This window comes from Rhodococcoides kyotonense, from assembly GCF_900188125.1.
Taxonomy (GTDB): Bacteria; Actinomycetota; Actinomycetes; order Mycobacteriales; family Mycobacteriaceae; genus Rhodococcoides; species Rhodococcoides kyotonense.
Window position 1 is genome coordinate 144,614 of sequence record NZ_FZOW01000010.1, and the last position, 21,300, is coordinate 165,913.

Consider the following 21,300-nt stretch of genomic DNA (forward strand, 5'->3'; position numbering starts at 1 on the left):
CTACGGTGTCGGCGCCGGGAATTCGTAGCGCTCGGTGTCATCCCCGGTCTGGACGACGATGGCCGCGAGTGTCGGCCTACCCGACGGCAGTATGCGCACCGTGATGGAACCTTCTGCGGTGCAATCCAATTGCGTGACGACCGCGCGACGGATCTCGTCGGCGACGTCGGGGCCGTGCAGGTCGAGGCCCCCGTCGTCGAGCAGTTGGACGGTGACCCCCCGTTCCCGCGCCGCGCGAGCAGACGCGACGATGCCCGGCACATCGAGCGCTCTGGCGCGAATGCTGTCTCGCAACGTGGCTTCGACGAGGACTGCCTCGCGTCTGGAGGCGTCGTCGAGTGTTCGGTCGGCTATGCGACCGAGCACCGGTCTGACCAGGTCGTCGAGCCTCAGGAGCTGACGTTCGCGTTCCTGCTCGGCCGCGTCGACCGCTGCCTTCTCCGCGACCTGCCGTGCCCGTTCCTCGCGCAGTGCATAGATGGATGCGGCCGCGGGCCTGACGACATACGCGAAGAACGACGCCATCACCATCACACCCGCGCCGGTGACGAAAGTGCTTGCTGCAGTGGTGAAGTGGGGTGCCGCGTACCAGTACACGCCGAACGCCACGATCTCACCGGCCCAGCCGAAGAGAATCCGCCCGCGCACGCACACGAAGGCACACAGCGCAGCGCCTCCGCCGACGGCGGTGGTCACGGCCTGGGTCTGCGTCGCAGACTCGTCGACGACGCTGGTCAACAGCGTGAAATGAATCGACGGTATCGCCACGATCGTCAGCGTCGCCCACAGTGGCAACGGATCTCCGGGGACCGCGACGACGAGGAACGCGCCCACCGCGAACAGCGCGACGACGACGCAATCGACGGCGGTGTTTCCGCTCGACGGACCGAACACGGCCACCGCAGCCGACGCGACGAACAGGCCTGCCACCGCATACGCACCCCGCGACTGCATCCCGATGATCCTCGACGCATCGTTTCGCAGCGACCTCACGATGGTTCGGTCCATTCGAGTTCGACGGTCGTGCCCTGACCCCGGTCGCTCCGAACGTCCGAGCTGCCGCCGTCGAGCTTCGCCATTCGGCCGACGATGCTGACGTCGATGCCGAGCCGACCCTTGCCGACCGCCGCGGTGTCGAATCCGCAACCGGTGTCGGTCACGATCACCCGTGCAACTCCACGCCGCAGAGCGACGACGACGTGACGCGTGGCATCCACACCCGCGTGCATGATGCTGTTCCGTAGCGCCTCGGCGGTCGCGCCGCTGACTGCCGAAAAGACGTCGTCGGGATACACGGCCAGGTCGTCGTCGACGGACACCGACATCGAAGCACTGTGGGATGCCTCGGACACAACGACTTTCAGCTGTTCGACGAATTCTTCGGCGGATACGGCACCGTCACGCCCCGGGTGTTCGACGGCGCGGTCGAGTTCCAACAGTGCCGATCTCGCCTCCGCGGCGATTCGGCCGTCGGCGTCGGGACGGGTCGTCCCCAGCAGCGTCGCGAGCACTCGGTCGTGGATCAGGGCGTCGAATCGTGCTTTCTCGTGTTCGCGCGCCTGCGCTGCGGCGGCGTCGGCGGCAGTGCGTTCGAGGGACTCCCTGGTCGCGTCGAGAATCGCGGCTGTCCGCAGCGCCACGATGACCGCCGTCGTGAGCACCGCACTCAATCCGAAAGCCCACGTCGCGGCAAAGACGACATCGGGGACCGACACGTTCGAACCGAACAGACCCAGTTGATCGATGGCGGCGATCGTCGTCGATGCCACGAACTGGACGACGAACGCCACCGCCGGACGCCACACGAGCGCGGCACACAAGCCGGCGATGCCCGACATGGCAGATAGCCAGGTGCTTCTTGCGGCGCCGTGAAGTACGTCGCCGTTCCAGGCGAGCGGCCACAGAACAGCGGCCAGCGGGAGTCCGATCGCAGCGAGTCCAGCCGCGAGAGGTATGCGCTGCGGAGCCACGTAGGTGGCGAGCAACAATGCCAACCCCGGTACGAACGTGAGCACCAAGGCAAGCGGTGTCCACCACCACGCGAGAATCCGCGCGCCTTCGCCGACCCCGACCACTGACACGACGAGGTATGCGACGAATCCGACGCCGAGGAACCGCGCGACCAGAAGGCGGATGCGTTGGCCGTCGGCGACACCTCTTGTTCTGTCCGCCCACCTCACGATTGCTCCACAGTACCCGTGCGTCAGCGTCCGAGCTGCCTTGTCGCATGACCGATCTCGGTCTCACCGCCGAGCCGAGCCGCGCGTCCCGCACGATCACCGGCCGACCGAGCACCGTGAGAGTAACCGGCACCTGCGCTCTGTCGTTTCCACGTGCCCCGCGCAGTGGACGTGGACGAATAGTAGTCCTGCAGCTCGACTTCCTTGTTGCGCAGCGCGATCGCAGTGCCGGCATTCGCCTGTTCCTCGGCGATGGCTGCAGCCTCGGCCTCCTTCTTCACCGACTCGAGCCGTTTGCCGATACGTTCGGCGAACGCGGTCTGAAAATTGAGCCGCCCAGTGACCGGTGCGACGATGACCGTCTCCTGACGCTTGTAGCGTCGGCGCCCGATCTTTTCGACGACGGTACGAACCGCCGTCTCGTTCTTGTAGGCACCGGACTTGATGTACGCATCCGACGCGCGAACCATCTGAATCAGCAGACTCGAATACAGCGCCTCGCACGTATCGATGTCCGAGTCGTACCCGAACGCGAACACCTGCGTCGACGTCCGCGCCACGTCGCACTTCACGTCGTTGGCGAACGCGATGGACACGAACAGGTGCACGAACGTCTTGAGTCCGCGCTTGCCGGGCTCACCGATATCGACGACGCGTTGCGACGGCGTCGCCTGTTTCTCGCGAGACGCGCTGTGCGAGCGCGCGACAGCAAGATCGATGGACGACGACGTGGCCAGCCGCTGGGCGGCTTCCATGAACGCCTCGGCCTCGTGCGGATTGTCGGTCGACTCCGCCTGGCGTAGAAGCCCGCCGATGCGGGTCAGCATCTTCTCGGAACTCACGCGCGTGACGGTACCCCGCGACACCGACAGCGATGTTGACCGATTCAGCTTTGCCGTAATCACCCCTTTCGGGTGAGTTGTGTGCCAAAGTGCCTATCGACATGTGCGTGGGGGGCGGCACATTCGGTACTGCCGTGTGACGCTGCCCGCGCGTACCACGATGTACGAAGCAAGTGGAGAGACTAATGGCGTCTTTGATCTCGAAGGCCGCGGTGCTGGCGACAGCTGCAACGCTGCTGACGATCACCGCATGTTCCAGTGACAGCGGCTCGACCGATTCCGCGTCGGAAAACACCGACGGCCGTGGCCCCATCACCTACGTCGAGGGCAAGGACACGACGGAGACCGGTGTCGTCCGTCAGATCATCGACGAGTGGAACGCCGCCAACCCGGACGAGCAGGTCACCTTCAAAGAGCAGTCGAACGATGCCGACCAGGCACACGACGATCTGGTCCAGCACCTGCAGGCGCAGCAGAGCGACTACGACGTCATGGCACTCGACGTCATCTGGACCGCCGAGTTCGCCGCCAAGGGTTGGCTCGTGCCGCTCGAAGGCGAGTTCGCGCTGGACAACGCGGGCATCCTCCCGGCGACGGTCGAGAGTGCCACCTACAACGGCACGCAGTACGCGGCACCGAAGAACACCAATGGTGGCCTGCTGTTCTACCGCAGCGACCTCGTGCCTGCCGCCCCCACCACGTGGGACGAGCTCAACGCGAGCTGCACCGTCGCCGTCGAAAACAACATCGATTGCTATGCAGGACAATTCGCGTCGTACGAAGGCCTGACGGTCAACACGTCGGAGATCATCAACGCACACGGCGGATCGTTCGTCGGCGACGACGGCAAGACCCCGACGGTCAACAGCCCCGAGGCCAAGGCCGGTCTGCAGGCACTGGTGACGGCATTCGAATCCGGCGTTATTCCGGCGCAGGACACCACGTTCAAGGAGCCCGAGAGCCAGCAGGCATTCGAGGACGGCAAGGCCCTGTACCTGCGCAACTGGCCGTACGTCTACGGCACCGCAGCCAAGGAAGGCTCCGCGGTCGCAGGCAAGTACGCAGTGGCACCGCTGCCGGGCGTCACCGGCGTCGGTACGTCCACGCTCGGTGGATACAACGCGGCCATCAGTGCGTACTCGGAGAACAAGGCCACTGCCGCCGACTTCCTGCGTTTCCTGCAGGGCGAGCAGGCGCAGCGCATCATCGCCGAGGGTGCACTGCCTCCCGTGTTCGGCTCGCTGTACGACGACCCGGCCCTCATCGCCGAGATGCCGTATCTCCCGGCGCTGAAGGAGTCGATCGCGAACGCAGTTCCGCGTCCGGTCACCCCGTTCTACCCGGCAGTGTCGAAGGCCGTGCAGGACAACGCTTTCGCTGCCATCAAGGGTGAGAAGACCGTGGACCAGGCCATCGAGGACATGCAGGCCGGTATCGAGTCGGCAAGCTCCAACTAAGTCCGCTCTCGTTACTCAGGAGAATTCATGGCTGTTCCTACTGGTGAAACCAGTGGGGCTGCACCGACGACCGCGGCCGGGGGAGATTCCCCCGGCCGCGGCGGGAGCGCAGCCGGCGGAGTGACCCCATCGGGTCGGCATGCACGCACCGAGAAGAAGCTGTCGTTCGGACTCACGTCCGGCCGAGCGTGGTTGCTGATTGCGCCGACGCTGGTGATCCTGGCGGTCGTCATCGCCTACCCCGTGATTCGGGCCGTCGTCATGTCCTTCCAGAAGGACCAAGGACTCGATCCCGCGACGGGTATGTTCGTCCAAGGTGGCAGCGCGGGATTCTCCAACTACACGCACTGGATCCTGCAGCAGTGCACGTCGGCGTCGGGCACTCTCGTGCCCTGTCCTCCAGGCACTCTCGGATCGCAATTCTGGGAAGCCGTCGGAAACACGGCGTTCTTCACCGTCGTGACGGTGTCCATCGAGGTGGTCATCGGTTTCGCGATGGCCGTCATCATGGGCAAGACCTTCGCAGGCCGAGCGTTGCTGCGTGCGGCGATCTTGATTCCGTGGGCGATCCCGACCGCTGTGACCGCGAAGCTGTGGTACTTCATCTTCGCGTACGACGGTATCGCCAACAAGATTCTCGGCACGAACATCCTGTGGACCGGTGACGCTTGGCCTGCGCGATTCGCGGTCATCATCGCCGACGTCTGGAAGACCACGCCGTTCATGGCCCTGTTGATTCTCGCTGGGCTGCAGATGATTCCGTCCGACGTCTACGAGGCGGCACGTGTCGACGGTGCGTCGGCATGGCAGCGGTTCACCAAGATCACACTGCCGCTCGTCAAGCCTGCCTTGATGGTCGCGATTCTGTTCCGGACGATGGATGCGCTTCGTATGTACGACCTTCCGGCCATCCTCACCGAAGGCAACCCGGCGACACGGACCATCTCGATTCTCGTCGTCGACCAGATCCGTCAGGGATTCAACAGCGCCGCGGCGCTGTCGACCATCTCGTTCATCATGATCTTCATCGTCGCGTTCGTCCTGGTGAAGTTCCTGGGCGCCAATGCCGTTGCGACGCAGGAGAATCAGCGCAAAGGTGACATCCGATGAAGTCAGCACGCATCTACGTCGGTGTCGTGATCATTCTCGTCTGGGGTCTCGCACCGTTCTATTGGATGGTCGTCACCGCGTTGCGCGATCCGCGGTACACCTTCGACACAACCCCGTGGCCGACGCACGTCACGCTGGAGAATTTCTCCAACGCACTGTCGACGAGCAACGGCAACAACTTTCTGCGGGCCGTCGGCAACAGTCTGATCATCGGTGCGGCAACGACACTCGTCGGTCTCGTCATCGGCATCTTCTCGGCATATGCGCTCTCCCGCATCGACTTCCGATTCAAGTACGTCGTCGTCGGCATCGTCCTCGGTGCATCGATGTTCCCGGTCGTCGCTCTCGTGACGCCGCTGTTCCAGTTCTTCACGAACATCGGGTGGATCGGCAGCTACCAGGCGATGATCATCCCGAACATTTCGTTCGTGCTGCCGCTGACCATCTACACGTTGACGGCGTTCTTCGCCGAGCTCCCGTGGGAACTCGAGGAAGCCGCGCGCATCGACGGTGCGGGACGCTTCCAGGCGTTCCGGTTGATCATGCTGCCGCTCGCTGCGCCTGCATTGTTCACCACCGCGATCCTCGCATTCATCGCTGCGGTCAACGAATACCTTCTTGCGAGCCAACTTTCGAGCGACAAGACCGAACCCGTCACCGTCGCGATCGCACGGTTCTCGGGTAACGACCCACATGTGGTGCCCTATGCGGCGATCATGGCCGCGGGCACCATCGTCGCCATCCCGCTCGTCGTCATGGTGCTGATCTTCCAGCGCCGCATCATCTCCGGGCTGACGGCGGGCGGCGTGAAGTCGTGACCGCACAGGATCACCTCCAACTCGTCGCGGGCATCCTCGGGTTCTTCGCACTCATGGCGCTCGTCGCTGCCGTCGCGGGCATCGTGCGTGGGGAGCCGAGCATGACGGCGTCGGCGGTGTTGCTCGGTCTGCTCGTCGCCCTCTGGCTCGTGGTGCGCAAGATCAGGGCCTGACGTCCGCCTGGCCCGCGCAGGTTCCAGCCAGCGCGCAGGTTGCAGGCTGCGCGCCCGCTGCAACGTGCGCGCTCGAAGCTTCCGCACAGTGCCGGGAAGCTAGAGCTCCCACACCAGGATGGTCGTGCCTGGTTCCGCGGAGGCGCCCGTTCCCCGGTAGGTACGCAACGCCCGCTCGTTGTCGTGTTCGGTGCCGGTCCACGCGCCGTAACACCCGAGCTCACGAGCCAGTTCGACGAGAGCCTGTGCCAGCGCGCGCCCGATCCCACGGCCGCGAGCAGGTTCGTCGACGCCCAACTCGTACAGGAACATCTCGGTCCCCTTGTCGGGGTGAGTCATCTCGACACCCGACACGAAGCCGACGGCAGTGTCACCGTCGAACGCAAAGATCAGATGGTGGCCGGCCGCGGTCAGGAAGCGGTCGGTCCAAGCCTGCGTCGGCGGCGCGTCGAACAGATGGGGTGCGGCCAGCACGACGGCGGTGTCGCCTCGGCCCAACCGTCGGTAGTGCGTCATGGATGTTCTCCTTCCCTCCCCACTACTCCCCCTTCAGCCTGGCGAGCGTGACGAAGATGGGCTCATCGGCGTCGAGGTCGATCTTCTTGCGCCGCAGGAACGCGTCGAGCACGCCCCAGACCAGGTCGGTGACATTCTCGACGAAATGAGCGGGGTCGACGTCGGAATCCTCGAGCCACAGGTCCGTCGCTGCCAGTAGGACGCCGACCGCTGCTCTGCACGCGTAGTCGATGCCCTCGGTGTCGGCGTCGACCGATTTGAGTATCGACGTCGCAACTCCCGTGAAGCGCGACGCGATGTCCCGGCCGATATCGAGCGGCGGCGCCACTCCCGAACCCTCGGGTACCGACCGCGATTGCGCGAGGAAGCGAAACACGTTCGGATGCTGCGCGACGACGTGTGCATATCCGCTGATCGCGTGTTTCAGGGCCGAGGAGGGCGCGTCGAGCAGGAAGTTGAAATCGGAGACCGCGAGTTCGTAGACCTCGTCGGCCATGCGCTGCGCGACGGCGCTGTAGAGGTCCGCCTTGTCCGCGAACTGGCGGTAGAGCCGGGGCTTGGTGGTGCCGGCCTCGCGGGCGATGTCGTTCATGCTCGGGTTCGGGCCCTGGTTGTCGAGGACGCGGAACGCTGCATCCACGAACTCTTCGCGGATGTGTGTCCTGCGGGCTTCCGGATCTCGCGACGTCGGCATCGCTTCATCGTAGGCGTTACCGCAGGTAGAGGTGAGCAAGCCTTGACAGTGACGTCGGAAGTGGTGGATCGTCATGTTAGCCGTACCGCCGGTAACGTTTATCGTACTGGCGGTAACAACGATCTGGAGTAGGGCATGACCATCGAGAGAGAACGGCACGTCGGATCGGTGTACGTCGACGGCGCCGAGCTTGCCGTGTACGAGAACGGCAACCGCGACGGGCCGACGCTCGTGCTGGTCCACGGGTGGCCGGACACCCACCACCTGTGGGATGGCGTCGTACCGCGTCTTGTCGACCGCTTTCGCGTGATCTCGTACGACACCCGCGGCCACGGGCAGTCGACCGGAACGGGGACCGTCGCGGAGATGCGTCTCGAGCAACTGGCCGACGACTTCATGGCAGTCGTCGACGCCGTTGCAGGATCGACGCCCGTGCACGTACTCGCCCACGACTGGGGCTCGGTCCAGGTGTGGGAAGCGATCTGCGAGCCCGGCGCCGAGGCGCGCATCGCATCGTTCACGTCGATCTCCGGTCCCAGCCTGGATCATCTCGGCACATGGATGAGACGAGCATCGACGACGCCGAAAGGCCTGTGGCAGATGGCCACTCAGCTTACGTCCGGTGTCTACACGCTGTTCTTCATGTCGGGTGTGCTGCCGCGCGTCGCCTTTCGAGTCTTCGGACGACGGTGGACGTGGTCCCTTGCCCTTCGTGTCTTCGAGCGTGTCCCATCCAAGAACATCCACCTTGCAGACACGCTGCAGCAGGACATGATTCGGGGTCTGCGCATCTACCGGGCGAACATTCCACGCAAGATCCTGCGCCCCGACGAGCGCTACACCCACGTGCCGGTCCAGCTGCTGGTGCCGAAACGTGACCCCGCGATACGGCGCGCCTCGTTCGACGGCATCGAGCGATGGGTCTCCCGGGTCAGCAGAACGGATGTGCGCTCAGGCCATTGGCTTCCGCTGAAGAATCCGGACTTCGTCGCGACCGCCACCGCGTCGTTCATCGAAAGGATCTCGTCGTGAATTCACATGACCCAGGTGAAGTCTCGCTGCAAGCACGCAACGTGACCTTCGACTGGTCGTCCACGCCACTGCACTGGATGCCCACCGAACCGATCGCATCGCATACCGTCAGCGCTCTGAATCTGCTTCTGCCCGAGGGTGAACGGTGGTTCTGCGCCACGTACACCGAGGCGTTGCCGTTGATCGCCGACGCGAAACTACGCGAGGACGTTCTCGGATTCATCGGTCAGGAAGCCATGCACGCGGAGACGCACAACGTCGTGCTGTACGACTATCTCGACGCGCACGGGGTCGATCCAAGGCCGTTCGCCGCGCACGCCGAGTACATCATGCGGAAGGTGCTCGGACCGCGGCCCGCGTTGTCTCCCAAGGCACAGAAGCAACAACTGGTCGAGCGGATCGCGATGATCGGTGCCATCGAGCACCTGACGGCATTCCTGGGCGACTACGCGCTGAATTCGCATTGGGACGAATTGGGCGGCGACGCAACGATGATCGATCTGTACCGGTGGCACGGCGCAGAAGAAGTGGAGCACCGCAACGTAGCTCACGACGTGGCGATGTACTTCGGCGTCGGATACGTCCGGCGAAACGTCGCAATGGTCATCGCATTTCTGGGGTTCCTGGTGCTTCTGCTCCGTGGCACGCGGTACATCGTCACGCAAGATCCGAATCTGAAGAACCGCGGATATGTGGCGCTCTGGCTCGGATGGATGTCCGCCACGCGTCGAGGCGCTCTGCCGTCTCTCGGTAGAATGACGAAAGGTGTTGCGCGATATCTGAAACCGTCGTACAGCCCCGAGAACGAGGGAAGCACGGCGCAGGCGATCGCCTATCTCGCGAAATCTCCCGCCGCGCGGGCGGCTCACCGATGAGCTTCACACTACCGGTGCCCGACGCCATGCCCGGCGACCTGTACGGCCGTCGCGAGCGAGATCCGCTGCTTCGTGTGCTGGAGCGACTGATGAACGCGCACATGCATTCTCTGCATCTGTGGCATCGCAAGGACGTGGTGGGAGAGCGGAACGACCGGCGGATCTCCGTGACCGTCGTCGGTCGGACGGTGGAGGCATACGACGAGAACGTCGTCGGTCTCACTTTGGCTGGGGCCGGCGAGTTGCCGTCGTGGCGGCCGGGTGCGCACATCGATGTGGAACTACCGTCGGGGCGACTGCGGCAGTATTCGCTGTGCGGAGATCCAGCTGACAGCACGAAGTACCGAATTGCGGTGCGTCGCATACCCGACGGCGACGGTGGCTCGATCGAGATGCACCAGTTGCGCGTCGGGAGCAGGATCACGATTCGAGGCCCGCGCAACGCTTTCGCATTTGCTGTGCCGGGGCATGGGTCGTCGGCCGACCATCTCCATTTCGTGGCAGGTGGCATCGGAATCACACCGATCCTGCCGATGATGCGGCTTGCCCACCGACTCGATCTGGACTGGTCGATGGTCTACACGGGCCGAAGTCGAGAGTCGTTGCCGTTCTTGGGCGAACTCGTCGAGTTCGGTGATCGTGTCACCGTCGTGACCGACGATGTCGACGGCCATCCCTCTGCTGCAACACTTCTGCGTGGATCGAACGAGAATTCGGCGATCTACGCCTGCGGCCCGATGCCGATGATCGGGGCGTTGAGTCGCGGAGTGGACCCCGGTGCGGAGTTCCACTTCGAGCGATTCTCCGCACCGCCGATCGTGAACGGCGTGCAGTTCGACGTCGAGCTGAGTCTCACCGGTCAGCGCATCACGGTCCCTGCTGACAAGTCGATCCTGGACGCGGTCAAGCCCTTTCGCCCCAACGTCGCGTATTCCTGCCGTCAGGGATTCTGCGGAACGTGCCGTGTGCCTGCGGCAGGCAGGCCCGACGGCATGCTCATCTGCACCGAGCGTTCCGACGGCGAAAAAGTCGTGCTCGATCTCTAGGCGCTACGCGCATGTGCACGAAAATACATAGTGGGCTATGGATTTTCGTGCACATGCCGCGAAGCGGCCTAAGCGTCGATGATGAACGCTTCGAGCTGCGTACGAGCGACGTCGTCGGGCAACTGCTTCGGCGGGCTCTTCATCAGGTAGGCCGAGGCCGGGATGACCGGTCCACCGATGCCGCGGTCGAGGGCGATCTTCGCTGCACGCACGGCGTCGATGATGACGCCTGCGGAGTTGGGCGAATCCCACACTTCGAGCTTGTATTCGAGGTTCAGCGGCACGTCACCGAAGGCGCGGCCTTCGAGGCGGACGTAGGCCCACTTGCGGTCGTCGAGCCAGCCGACGTGGTCGGACGGTCCGATGTGGACGTCCTTGGTGTTGAACTCGCGCTGCAGGTTCGACGTGACGGCCTGAGTCTTGGAGATCTTCTTCGACTCGAGGCGCGTGCGCTCGAGCATGTTGAGGAAGTCCATGTTGCCACCGACGTTGAGCTGCATGGTGCGGTCGAGCTGAACTCCGCGGTCCTCGAACAGCTTTGCCATGACGCGGTGCGTGATGGTGGCACCGACCTGGCTCTTGATGTCGTCGCCGACGATGGGAACGCCTGCGTCGGTGAACTTCTTGGCCCAGACGGGGTCGCTGGCGATGAAGACGGGCAGTGCGTTGACGAACGCGACGCCTGCGTCGATTGCTGCCTGCGCGTAGAACTTGTCGGCCTCTTCGGATCCGACGGGCAGGTACGAGACGAGGACGTCGACCTTGGCGTCACGCAGTGCCTGTGCGACGTCGACTGCATCGCCGTCGGCTTCGGTGATGGTCTCGCGGTAGTACTTTCCGAGTCCGTCGAGAGTCGGTCCGCGCAGAACCTGTACGTCCTTGGGTGCGACGTCGGCGATCTTGATGGTGTTGTTCTCGCTCGAGAAGATCGCGTCCGAGAGGTCGAAGCCGACCTTCTTGGCGTCCACGTCGAAAGCGGCGACGAACTCGACGTCGCGGACGTGGTACTTGCCGAACTTGACGTGCATGAGGCCGGGAACGGTGACGTTCTCGTCGGCGTCCTTGTAGTACTCGACACCCTGAACAAGGGAGGAGGCGCAGTTGCCCACACCCACAATGGCTACGCGAATGCTGTTCTCACCCATGGTCGGGTTCTCCTTCGTTCTTCGAAACGCTTGTCGGATTTTCGGTTACGGACGGTCCTGCCTGCTCCGCTGCGATCACCTCGTTGAGCCAGCGCACTTCTCGTTCGCTGGACTCGAGGCCGAGTTGGTGGAGCTGACGGGTGTAGCGATCGAGCGTGCCGCTGGCACGATCGACTGCCTCTCGGAGCCCCTCGCGGCGCTCTTCGACCTGGCGGCGCCTGCCTTCGAGGATGCGCATCCGTGCTTCCGCCGGTGTGCGACTGAAGAAGGCGAGGTGCACGCCGAATCCGTCGTCGGTGTAGTTCTGCGGTCCGGTGTCTGCCACCAGCTCGGCGAAGCGCTGCTTTCCGAGTGGGGTCAGCTCGTAGACCCGACGAGCACGACGCTTGACGAGCGTGTCGGGTCCTGCGTCCTCGGCGATGAGTCCGTCCGCTTGGAGACGACGCAGGGCGGGATACAGAGACCCGTACGAGAACGCCCTGAAGGCTCCGAGGAGACCCGTCAGACGCTTACGAAGCTCGTATCCGTGCATCGGAGCTTCGAGGAGCAAGCCGAGAATTGCGAGCTCGAGCATGCTCATCTCCTCCCCGATGTCGGAACCGCACAACCTGATGCGATATCCGAGCATATACACAAAATGTATCGCGCCGATATATGTACATACATAGCGACAAGTTACCTTGTTAAGACATAAAGACCTAGTTGGTCGCCGGTGACACGTACGTCGAATTTCCCGCGAAATCGGTTTCGACGCGTCCGCCGCGGAGATCGGGAACGTCCACGGAGACCGAAATGCGTTGTCTTCCTTCGTCATTGTCGATCGTCACCCAATCGGGTGTGCCCTGCGGGGCTCCGACAGTCTCCGGGGCGCCTGCGATGACGCCCGCCACGACGGCAGAATCCAGGAGATTCCAGTCGAACGGCACCTGGCCCTCGTCGCGCAGATCCGTGTCTCGATACGGATCGAAACCGCCGTTGACCATGATCCGTTCGACGCGTCCCTCGGCGTTCAGGCGGTACACGTCCGCACGGTTGTCGTCGTCGACCTGGATGCTCAGTTCCACCACCTCGGAGCTGCCGAAGCGTTCGATGTATCGGGCTCGGAAGTCGTCGAGTCCTTCCGCCGTGTCGAACACGAACGGCTGCGCCACGATCGGCGTCACGGATTCCGGAAGTGGAATCGAGACCGACGGCGCAGCCGGAGCGGCGACGGCCTCGGTCGCGTCGTCCCCGTTCGTCCACGCGAACACCACGGCCGCGGCAACGACGACCGCGGCAGCCGAGCCGAGCGCGAGTGTGATCGGGGTCCTCGATTTCGACTGTCGCGGAGTAGGTTCCGGAAGGTCGACATCGAGCTGAAGATCGCCGACGAGCGAATGCAGTTCACCGAGCGTGACTGCCGACCGAGCCGCGTCGGTGCGCGCACGGTGTTCGTCGACGGTCAGCTGGCCCTCGGCATACGCCTGATCGAGCGCCGTCGAGGTCAGTGCGCGGTCGAGGTCGCGGGCGCGCAGGGATACGTGATCGTTCGAAGCCACCGAATGTCCTATTCGCCGAACCGAAATGGAGTGACGTACAAGAAATTGCCCGACGGGTCGACGCTCATGGTCCCGCTCTCCTCGTCGGTGTTGTCGGCGCTGATCAGTACTTCGGGACCGTCCGAGTTGCCGCGGATCAGAATGGTGAGATCGTCGACGCGCGACAGATTCAAGCTCTGTGCCGCTCCGGCGACGACACCCGCGATCTTCTGGAGATCGACCGTGGTCAGATCGACCTGAGGCTCGTCTGCCTCGCGTGACCTCGACCACGCGTCGTCGAAATCTTCGAGAACGCCGTCTCTGTAGTCGTACGTGACCTGCTTCTGCGGAACCCCCGGAGCCGGCGCCCGAACGATTCCGTACTCGGGAAAAAGCGACAGACTGTCGACGACGGTCGTGCCGGCCTTCTCCTGCACTGCTCGTGCGATGTCCGCCACGACGGCGGGGTTCTGGTAACCCATGTCGCCGTACGACGCCGAATCGCCGCCCGTGGCGCACGATCGAATTCCGAACCCGATGGCCACGAGGGCCCCGAGAAGCGGGACGACGACGGCCAGGAACCCGATGCGCGACGCGCGGGCCGTCCGGACCGGGTGGGTGGGCTCGATCGGGCCCGAGACGAGCGTCAGCTTCGACGCGTTCTGCAGGTCCTCGATCAAGGCATGCAGGTCGCCGAGCGTCCCGGCCTCCATGGCCAGGTCGACGCGTGCCCGATGCTCGTCGTCCGACAGCTGGCCGTCGGTGTGTGCCTCGTCGAGTGTGGCAGCTGCGTCGGCACGATCGACATCTCTCGCTCGCGTGGACGGAGACAGTCGTGTCGGCACAGGTGGAGCATAGTTTCAGGGCCGGAGAACGGACAGCACCGACGGCGGCCGGCCCGTATGTCCGTGGCCGCACGTACTCTGGTCAGCGTGCGACTTCAGCGACAGGTGGTGGACTACGCCCTTCAGCGACGGTCGCTGCTCGCCGAGGTCTATTCGGGCAGGACCGGCGTCAGCGCCGTGTGCGATGCCGACCCCTATCTTCTGCGTGCAGCCAAGTTCCACGGCCGTGGAAGCGACGTGGTCTGCCCGATCTGCCGGAAGGAACAGCTCACGCATGTGTCGTGGGTCTTCGGGGAGAAACTGGGTCCGTTGTCGGGCTCTGCCCGCACGTCGGACGAATTGGTCCGGCTCGCTGCGACGCAGGAAGAGTTCTCGGTGCATGTCGTCGAGGTGTGTCGATCCTGCAGCTGGAACCATCTGGTCCAGTCGTACGTGATGGGTGCAGTCCCTGCTCCCAAGCGGCCGAGGCGGTCGCGCTCGGGATCCCGCCAACCGAACCGTCGAACAGCGAGTGAGTGACACAATCGCTTCGCTGCGCAAACCGGTCGGCATACGGATGTGCCTGCCGCAACCACTGGAGACCTGTACGTGAGTAACCCCTACGACAACCAGCCGGGTGGCCACTCCGGAGATCGCGACCCCAGGCGACCTTCGGATCCCGGTCGACGTCCAGTGGGCCCTCCCCCCTCAGGTCCCCCTCCCGGCGGTCGGCCGATGCCGCCGCAGCGCCCGTCCGGTCAGCGTCCCGCAGGGCCACCGCCCATGCGACGCGACGCGCAGGGCAGGCCGCTCCCACCACCGTCACCGCCGCCGCGTCGTGACGCGCAGGGCAGGCCCTTGCCGCCGCCCGGGCGTTCACCTCAGGGCCCTCCACCCGGACGGCCGCCCGTCTCAGGCCGCGGTCCCGTCGACGGCCCACGCACGTCCCGGGTTGCCGGCGGCTTCCCGCCTGCTGGGCCGCCCGGGCCGCCCGACGACATACCCCCACGTTCTTCGGGCAGTGAACCGCCCGAGCCGCCCGAGAGAGGTTCCGCCGCGAAAACGAAGAAGAAGTCCCGCTGGCGTACCGTTCGTCGAACGCTGTACGTCCTCGTCGCACTGGGTCTGATCGTCCCGATCCTTGCGTTCATGGTTGCGTACACGGTCGAGGACGTCCCACGTCCCGGTGACATCAAGACCAATCAGGTCGCGACCATCCTCGCGTCCGACGGCACCACCGAGCTCGGACGTGTCGTCCCGCCCGAGGGCAACCGCACGGACGTGACGATCGACCAGATCCCGCTGCACGTGCGCAACTCCGTGTTGTCGGCCGAGGACAGGGACTTCTATTCGAACCCCGGATTCTCGATCACCGGGTTCGGCCGTGCACTGCGCGACAACGTTCTGGGGCGCGACAGCGCGGGTGGTGGCTCGACCATCACTCAGCAGTACGTCAAGAATGCGCTCGTCGGGTCCGAGCGGACGCTGACGCGAAAGATGCGCGAGCTCGTCATCTCGTCGAAGATGGCCCGTCAGTGGTCCAAGGACGACATCCTCGCCGCGTATCTGAACACCATCTACTTCGGGCGCGGTGCATACGGCATCGCAGCCGCGTCGACGGCCTACTTCGGCAAGCCGGTCGATCAGCTGTCCATCGAAGAGGGTGCCGTGCTCGCGGCCACCATCCAGCAGCCGTCCGGGCTCGATCCCGAGTTCAACCCGGAAGGCGCGCAGTCACGCTGGAACTACGTGCTCGACGGCATGGTGTCCCAGGGCAACCTGGATCAGGCTCAGCGCGCGGCGATGCAGTACCCCCAGTGGGTGCCGAGCGCGCAGGCCGACAACAGCGACACCGACAGCGGGCCGAACGGCTTGATCAAGGCGCAGGTGTTGCGCGAGCTGTCGGCAGCCGGCGTGAGCGAGCAGGATCTCAACACCGAGGGCCTGCAGATCACCACCACCATCGACCCCGTCGCGCAGGCGTCGGCCATCGATGCCGTCAACTCGAACCTCGAGGGTGAGCCGTCCGATCTGCGCACGGCCTCGGTGTCCGTCGACCCGAGAACCGGTGCGGTCAAGGCCTACTACGGCGGTGCGGACGGGCGCGGTTTCGATTTCGCACAGTCCGGTCTTCAGACGGGTTCGTCGTTCAAGGTGTTCGGACTCGCTGCCGCACTCGATCAAGGCATTCCGCTGTCGCAGATGTACGACAGTTCGCCGCTGACGGTCAACGGCATCTCGATCGGCAACGTCGAAGGTGAGTCCTGCGGAACCTGCACCATCGCCGAGGCATTGAAGCGCTCGCTCAACACGAGCTTCTACCGCATGCAGCTTGCGATGGACAACGGACCGCAGTCGATCGCGGACATGGCACACAAGCTCGGTGTCGCCGCAGAGATTCCCGGCGTCGGCCCGACGCTCACCGAGGGTGACAACGTCGGCCCCAACAACGGAATCGTGCTCGGCCAGTACCAGTCTCGCGTCATCGACATGGCTTCGGCGTATGCGACGCTCGCAGCGTCGGGTGTCTATTACACCCCGCACTTCGTGCAGCGCGTCGTCACCGCAGACGGAACGGTTCTCCTGGACCGGGGCACCGAACCGGGCGAGCAGGTCGTGTCGTCGGCGGTCGCCGACAACGTGACGGCTGCGATGCGGCCGATCGCCGGATACTCCAACGGCCACAACCTGGCCGGTGGACGTCAGTCGGCAGCGAAGACCGGTACCGCTCAGCTCGGCGACACGGGTGAGAACAAGGACGCCTGGATGGTCGGCTACACGCCGTCGCTGTCGACGGCCGTCTGGGTCGGCACCGAACAGGGATTGCCGTTGCAGAACAGCTACGGCGGGTCGATCTACGGCTCGGGCATACCGTCGGACATCTGGAAGGACACGATGGACGGCGCACTGGACGGCACGTCAAACGAGACGTTCCCGACGCCGGAGCCGATCGCCGGTCAGGCCGGTGTGCCTCAGTACACCGCGCCCGCTGCGCCGTCGACAACCGCGACGACGACGGCTCCACCACCGGTGACTCTCCCGATCCCGACCGAGATCTCGCCTCCCGTGGTCATCACGCCGCGTCAGGTCGAAATTCTCCCCGGCGTGACTATCCCACTTCCGGGTCTCGCACCTGCGCCGACGCCGGAGACCCCGGCGACGCCGGAGGCCACGCCGGAAGAGATCGAGCCCGAACCGGCCCGGTAGCCTTCACGGCGTGAGCGACGACAGATCCTCTCGGCCCGGCGCCGACAGGAGTGCAGCCTGCGGAACGACTCATCAAGACCGAATCCTTGCGAGTCCAGCCCCGCTGGCTCCCGATCGCTCCTCCGACGGAACTCGGGATCAGCCCGCGCTGACGGACCCGATGACCGCAGAGTTCGCTGCGGTCATCGGCGGTCCCGCGGGCAAGCATGCGCTGATCGGACGGCAGCGCTTCATGACGCCGTTGCGCGTCGTTCTGCTTCTGGCCGTGGTGTTTCTCTGCTTCGGTTGGTTCGCGAAGGCGGGCTGTATTCAGCAGGCGCCCAACGGTCCCGACGGCGAGCTCGGCCTCGACTGGAGCGGGAGCCGTCAGTACGTCGCGATGTGCTACTCCGACACTGTGCCGTTGTACGGGGCCGAACGACTCGACGAGGGCGCCTTCCCATACAAGAAGTCCTGGGAGGAAACGGCCGCCGACGGCACCACTCAGATCAGGTACATGGAGTATCCGGTGCTGTCCGGGCTGTATCAGTACGGCTCGATGGTCGTTGCGAAAGCGTGGCATTCGATGCCGTGGCTGCCGCAAGCACTGCAGGTCGTCGTCTACTTCAACGTGGTCGTCGTCGGTCTCGTGCTGGCGTGGTTGGTGACGGTATGGGCGACGGCTCTCGCTGCGGGGCGTCGTATCTGGGATGCCGCACTCGTCGCAGGGTCGCCGCTCGTGATCGTCCATGGGTTCACCAATTTCGACGCTCTCGCAACGGCATTCGCGGCGTGCAGCCTCCTCGCGTGGAGTCGAAAGCGTCCGGTGCTTGCCGGTGTTCTTCTGGGGTTGGGCGGTGCGACCAAACTCTATCCATTGTTCCTACTCGGGCCACTCCTCGTATTGTGTTGGCGCGCAGGCAAGATGCGGGAGTGGAGCGTCACCGCATGTTCGGCGCTCGCCGCATGGCTGGCAGTCAATCTTCCTGTTGCACTGCTGTATCCGAGCGGTTGGTACGAGTTCTTCCGTCTCAACTCCGCGCGCGGCGCTGACCCCGATTCCATCTACAACGTCATCTCGTCGTTCACCGGCTGGACGGGATTCGACGGTACCCTCTACCCGGGCGACAAACCCATCGTCCTGAATGCGGTCACACTGCTGCTGTTCGTCGCGGTGTGCATCGGCGTCGCGTATATCGGCGTCAATGCGCCGAGGCGGCCGCGGCTGGCGCAGTTGGCGTTCCTCGTCGTCGCTGGTTTCCTGTTGACGAACAAGGTGTGGAGTCCGCAGTACTCGCTGTGGCTCGTCCCGTTGGCTGTGCTCGCACTACCCCATCGTCGAGTCCTGTTGGCATGGATGACGATCGACGCGTTGGTGTGGTTCCCGCGGATGTACTACTACCTCGGCGTCGGCAACAAGGGAATCCCGGAACAGTGGTTCACGGCGACGGTCCTGATACGTGACGCGGCCGTGGTGGTGTTGTGCGCGTTGGTGATACGCCAGATCTATCTCCCCGCGGAGGACATCGTGAGACGGGGCGGAGTCGACGACCCGCTCGGTGGGGTGCTCGAAGGAACGCCCGACGTCCACCGCGCGACGCGGGCAGCGGGCCGTCGCAACGACCCGGTGCCCACGTCCTGACAACTGCGTACGCATGTGCGTAGCCGCGTGGGCGTCCCTTTCGCGCCGAGCTACAGATACTTGCCGAGCTGAGGCACTGCCTCACCGGCATGCTTGGCGTTGATGCCGTCGCCGATCGCCTGCAACTTCCAATTGCCGCCCTCACGAAACACTTTCGCCATGACGAGGCCGGTGAACGGCATGCCGCCCTGCAGCGTGAAGCGAGCGAGCTCGGTGTTGTTGGTGTCGTCGACAAGTCGCGTGAATGCATTCTGGATCTGCTCGAACGTCTGTCCGCGATACGACGTCACGGTGAACACGATCGTGTCGACATGCGCGGGCACGCGGGTCAGGTCGACGTTCACGACCTCGTCGTCGCCCTCGCCTTCACCGGTCAGGTTGTCGCCCTGGTGCAGGATCGAGCCGTCCTTGGCCTTCAGCTGCCCGTAGTAGACGATGTCCGCGACGTTGCGATTCGAGAACATGATCGCCGACGCATCGAGGTCGATGTTTCCGCTGCCCCCTCGGCCGCCGCCGCCGAAGAAACCGGTCTTCTTCGGGGCCTGCACCGGATCCCACCCGAGACCCATGCGAATGATCGTCAGTGCGACGCCACCGTCCTTGCGCAACGTGACCTTCTGCCCCTTGGTGAGGCTGACCGGGCGAGCCTTGGTGAGACTGACTTCCGGCGGTCCCGACGGCGCAGCGGGGGGAGGCGTAGGAGGTGGTGTCGACGCGGGCGGGGGCGTGGGTGCCTGCGGCGCCGCTGGTTGTGCTGTCGGCGCGTCGTCGACGCTGACTCCGTGGTCCGTCACCAGCGCTGCGAATCCACCCGCATAGCCCTGCCCGACGGCTCGGACCTTCCACGCTCCCGCACGCCGGTACACCTCGAGCGCGATGACGATGGACTCGCTGCTCAGCCCGTCGACGCTGTAGTGGAACAGTGGCTGCCCCTGCGCGTCGGTCACAAAGGCGGTGGGCGGCGCGGAACGACCGAAGCTGCTCGACGCGTCTTCCAGCGTGATGACCGCACGAATCTGCTCGATGTCGGCGGGGATCTGCGCCAGGGATATCGCCAGCTGCGCGGGCTGCCCGGCTGCACCGGGAACCAGGCGGACGCCGGGCCCTTGGGGCTGGTTGAAGAACACGAAGTCGGCGTCGGAACGGACTTTGCCGTTCGCGCCGACCAGCAGGGCCGACAGGTCCGCGGGGGCGGTGAGCTGCACCGACACGACCACGTCGTTGGCGGAGATCGGTCCGTTCTGTCCCTTCACCAAGGGCTGACCGGCGGGAGCAGACAATGTGGGTCCTTCGTTTCGGGTGTGAAAGCTGATGGCCCTCACCAATGTACTGGGTCGATTTGTCGTAATTGGCTTGCTCAACTTCGGATGGTGAACAGATCACCCGGGCTGCACCCCAACGACCGGCAGACTGCCGTCAGTGTCGAGAACCTGATGGCCTTGGCTCGATCGTTCTTCAGCACCGATAGATTCACCACACTGACCCCGGCAAGCCGAGACAGTTCGGCCAGAGTCATTCCACGGGAGTCCAGGATCTCGCCGAGGTGGCAGGTGATCAGGTGATCGGGCACTTCGTCCATCAGACGAGACCCTCCGTGTCCTCGACGAGTCGGGCGCCCTGTTGCATTGCCGCGAAGACCATTTGGATGAAGAGGGCGATCGCGCACGCGATCCAGAGGCCCGATGCAGAACTTGGAGAGTCGAAGTTGTCGAGATCCAGCGCGCCGATGACCGAGTTCGTGCCGAGACGATCGAAGATGCCGGGAAGGATCGGGTAGGCGACCACCGCCGCGCCGACCAAGACCAGATTGGTGTTCGCACGCTTCGTGAACGGACTGTTCGTCAGCACGTCGACGCTGAAGCGGTAGAGGAAGATCAGTCCGAACAGCAGCACGAGCACGATCGCGACAGTCCTTGCGTACCCGCAGAAGACGATGAACCCGTGCAGATGGCCCAGGTCCGACTTGGCGACGGTCAGTTCGACGACGTTCCCCGGCGTGAACTCCGCGCCGAACATCGGAACTGTCGGTTGCTTCGACGTCGCTTCGACCGTCGCGTGGACAGTGCTCGACCGTTGGAACTGGACGACGTCCCAGACAGCCCAGACGACGACGGCCACAGCGACGAGCCATGCCATCGACTTGCTTTCGCGCACCGATCCGAAACCGCGCCCGATGAGTCCGTACTTCACGGCACCTCCGCATCGACAAGCTCGCTCGGCAGAGAGCCTGCATATCGAAAATC

The 21,300-nt window shown here is 64.5% G+C and carries 22 protein-coding genes; 10 read left to right on the forward strand and 12 right to left on the reverse strand.

Features of this window, described 5'->3' with window-relative positions:
• The 3 genes from CHB96_RS17590 to CHB96_RS17600 are packed head-to-tail and all read right to left on the reverse strand — an operon-like array spanning nt 1 to nt 3,022.
• A complete protein-coding gene (locus CHB96_RS17590) occupies nt 1–993 on the reverse strand; it encodes a DUF8320 family protein (RefSeq protein ID WP_089248765.1) in 993 nt (330 codons plus the stop codon).
• Entirely contained in the window at nt 990–2,180 is a 1,191-nt protein-coding gene (locus tag CHB96_RS17595; protein WP_245865822.1) for a sensor histidine kinase, read from the reverse strand. Before CHB96_RS17595 ends, CHB96_RS17590 begins: the two co-directional genes overlap by 4 nt.
• A gap of 23 nt (nt 2,181–2,203) precedes the next feature.
• Nucleotides 2,204–3,022, reverse strand: a complete 819-nt coding sequence (locus CHB96_RS17600; protein ID WP_089248767.1) for a DUF2786 domain-containing protein — start codon at nt 3,020–3,022, stop codon at nt 2,204–2,206.
• Nucleotides 3,023–3,207: 185 nt separating this feature from the next.
• Between CHB96_RS17600 and CHB96_RS17605 the strand changes: the two genes are divergently transcribed.
• Genes CHB96_RS17605 through CHB96_RS29725 form a run of 4 tightly spaced genes read left to right on the forward strand, consistent with a single transcriptional unit; the run spans nt 3,208 to nt 6,580 of the window.
• Nucleotides 3,208–4,479, forward strand: coding sequence for an ABC transporter substrate-binding protein (locus CHB96_RS17605; protein ID WP_089248558.1), 1,272 nt, complete (start codon nt 3,208–3,210; stop codon nt 4,477–4,479).
• A 27-nt stretch (nt 4,480–4,506) separates the two neighbouring features.
• The gene (locus CHB96_RS17610; RefSeq protein WP_176444349.1) at nt 4,507–5,589 is read left to right on the forward strand and encodes a carbohydrate ABC transporter permease; all 1,083 of its coding nucleotides are present in this window, start codon (nt 4,507–4,509) and stop codon (nt 5,587–5,589) included.
• Nucleotides 5,586–6,407 (forward strand): carbohydrate ABC transporter permease, encoded by an 822-nt coding sequence (locus CHB96_RS17615; protein ID WP_089248562.1) that lies wholly within the window; start codon nt 5,586–5,588, stop codon nt 6,405–6,407. The genes CHB96_RS17610 and CHB96_RS17615 overlap by 4 nt, the downstream gene beginning before the upstream one ends.
• Nucleotides 6,404–6,580 (forward strand): hypothetical protein, encoded by a 177-nt coding sequence (locus tag CHB96_RS29725; protein ID WP_176444350.1) that lies wholly within the window; start codon nt 6,404–6,406, stop codon nt 6,578–6,580. The genes CHB96_RS17615 and CHB96_RS29725 overlap by 4 nt, the downstream gene beginning before the upstream one ends.
• 99 nt (nt 6,581–6,679) lie before the next feature.
• On the opposite strand, the gene CHB96_RS17620 is transcribed toward CHB96_RS29725, so the two are convergent.
• Nucleotides 6,680–7,096, reverse strand: a complete 417-nt coding sequence (locus CHB96_RS17620) for a GNAT family N-acetyltransferase (RefSeq protein ID WP_089248564.1) — start codon at nt 7,094–7,096, stop codon at nt 6,680–6,682.
• A gap of 22 nt (nt 7,097–7,118) precedes the next feature.
• Nucleotides 7,119–7,790 (reverse strand): TetR/AcrR family transcriptional regulator, encoded by a 672-nt coding sequence (locus CHB96_RS17625; RefSeq protein WP_089248566.1) that lies wholly within the window; start codon nt 7,788–7,790, stop codon nt 7,119–7,121.
• Nucleotides 7,791–7,925: 135 nt separating this feature from the next.
• On the opposite strand from CHB96_RS17625, the gene CHB96_RS17630 reads away from it, so the two are divergent.
• Genes CHB96_RS17630 through CHB96_RS17640 form a run of 3 tightly spaced genes read left to right on the forward strand, consistent with a single transcriptional unit; the run spans nt 7,926 to nt 10,743 of the window.
• Nucleotides 7,926–8,822, forward strand: a complete 897-nt coding sequence (locus tag CHB96_RS17630; RefSeq protein WP_089248568.1) for an alpha/beta fold hydrolase — start codon at nt 7,926–7,928, stop codon at nt 8,820–8,822.
• Entirely contained in the window at nt 8,819–9,697 is an 879-nt protein-coding gene (locus CHB96_RS17635) for a metal-dependent hydrolase (RefSeq protein ID WP_089248570.1), read from the forward strand. The genes CHB96_RS17630 and CHB96_RS17635 overlap by 4 nt, the downstream gene beginning before the upstream one ends.
• Complete coding sequence (locus CHB96_RS17640) at nt 9,694–10,743, forward strand: PDR/VanB family oxidoreductase (protein ID WP_089248572.1); 1,050 nt, start codon at nt 9,694–9,696, stop codon at nt 10,741–10,743. The genes CHB96_RS17635 and CHB96_RS17640 overlap by 4 nt, the downstream gene beginning before the upstream one ends.
• Before the next feature lie 68 nt (nt 10,744–10,811).
• Here the strand turns inward: CHB96_RS17640 and CHB96_RS17645 are convergent, their stop codons facing one another.
• The 4 genes from CHB96_RS17645 to CHB96_RS17660 form a co-directional block, all read right to left on the reverse strand.
• Nucleotides 10,812–11,888: an inositol-3-phosphate synthase gene (locus tag CHB96_RS17645; RefSeq protein WP_089248574.1), complete on the reverse strand. Its 1,077-nt coding sequence runs from the start codon at nt 11,886–11,888 to the stop codon at nt 10,812–10,814.
• Nucleotides 11,881–12,462, reverse strand: coding sequence for a PadR family transcriptional regulator (locus tag CHB96_RS17650; RefSeq protein ID WP_089248769.1), 582 nt, complete (start codon nt 12,460–12,462; stop codon nt 11,881–11,883). Before CHB96_RS17650 ends, CHB96_RS17645 begins: the two co-directional genes overlap by 8 nt.
• A gap of 124 nt (nt 12,463–12,586) precedes the next feature.
• Nucleotides 12,587–13,426 carry a DUF1707 SHOCT-like domain-containing protein gene (locus CHB96_RS17655; protein WP_089248576.1) on the reverse strand — a complete coding sequence of 280 codons (840 nt, stop codon included), beginning with the start codon at nt 13,424–13,426 and terminating at the stop codon, nt 12,587–12,589.
• 8 nt (nt 13,427–13,434) lie between these two features.
• Nucleotides 13,435–14,250 carry a DUF1707 SHOCT-like domain-containing protein gene (locus CHB96_RS17660; RefSeq protein WP_245865825.1) on the reverse strand — a complete coding sequence of 272 codons (816 nt, stop codon included), beginning with the start codon at nt 14,248–14,250 and terminating at the stop codon, nt 13,435–13,437.
• A gap of 57 nt (nt 14,251–14,307) precedes the next feature.
• Here CHB96_RS17660 and CHB96_RS17665 point away from each other — a divergent pair, with 57 nt between their 5' ends.
• From CHB96_RS17665 to CHB96_RS17675, 3 genes are all read left to right on the forward strand, one after another.
• The gene (locus CHB96_RS17665; RefSeq protein WP_089248578.1) at nt 14,308–14,769 is read left to right on the forward strand and encodes a DUF5318 domain-containing protein; all 462 of its coding nucleotides are present in this window, start codon (nt 14,308–14,310) and stop codon (nt 14,767–14,769) included.
• 195 nt (nt 14,770–14,964) lie between these two features.
• Entirely contained in the window at nt 14,965–17,436 is a 2,472-nt protein-coding gene (locus CHB96_RS17670; protein ID WP_245865826.1) for a transglycosylase domain-containing protein, read from the forward strand.
• Between the two features lie 160 nt (nt 17,437–17,596).
• Entirely contained in the window at nt 17,597–19,057 is a 1,461-nt protein-coding gene (locus CHB96_RS17675; RefSeq protein ID WP_089248582.1) for a glycosyltransferase family 87 protein, read from the forward strand.
• Nucleotides 19,058–19,107: 50 nt separating this feature from the next.
• Here CHB96_RS17675 and CHB96_RS17680 read toward each other — a convergent pair whose 3' ends face one another.
• The 3 genes from CHB96_RS17680 to CHB96_RS17690 form a co-directional block, all read right to left on the reverse strand.
• Entirely contained in the window at nt 19,108–20,313 is a 1,206-nt protein-coding gene (locus tag CHB96_RS17680; protein ID WP_089248584.1) for a TerD family protein, read from the reverse strand.
• A 101-nt stretch (nt 20,314–20,414) separates the two neighbouring features.
• Nucleotides 20,415–20,636, reverse strand: coding sequence for a helix-turn-helix domain-containing protein (locus tag CHB96_RS17685; RefSeq protein ID WP_089248586.1), 222 nt, complete (start codon nt 20,634–20,636; stop codon nt 20,415–20,417).
• The gene (locus CHB96_RS17690) at nt 20,636–21,247 is read right to left on the reverse strand and encodes a hypothetical protein (protein ID WP_089248588.1); all 612 of its coding nucleotides are present in this window, start codon (nt 21,245–21,247) and stop codon (nt 20,636–20,638) included. The genes CHB96_RS17685 and CHB96_RS17690 overlap by 1 nt, the downstream gene beginning before the upstream one ends.
• Nucleotides 21,248–21,300: the final 53 nt, after the last annotated feature.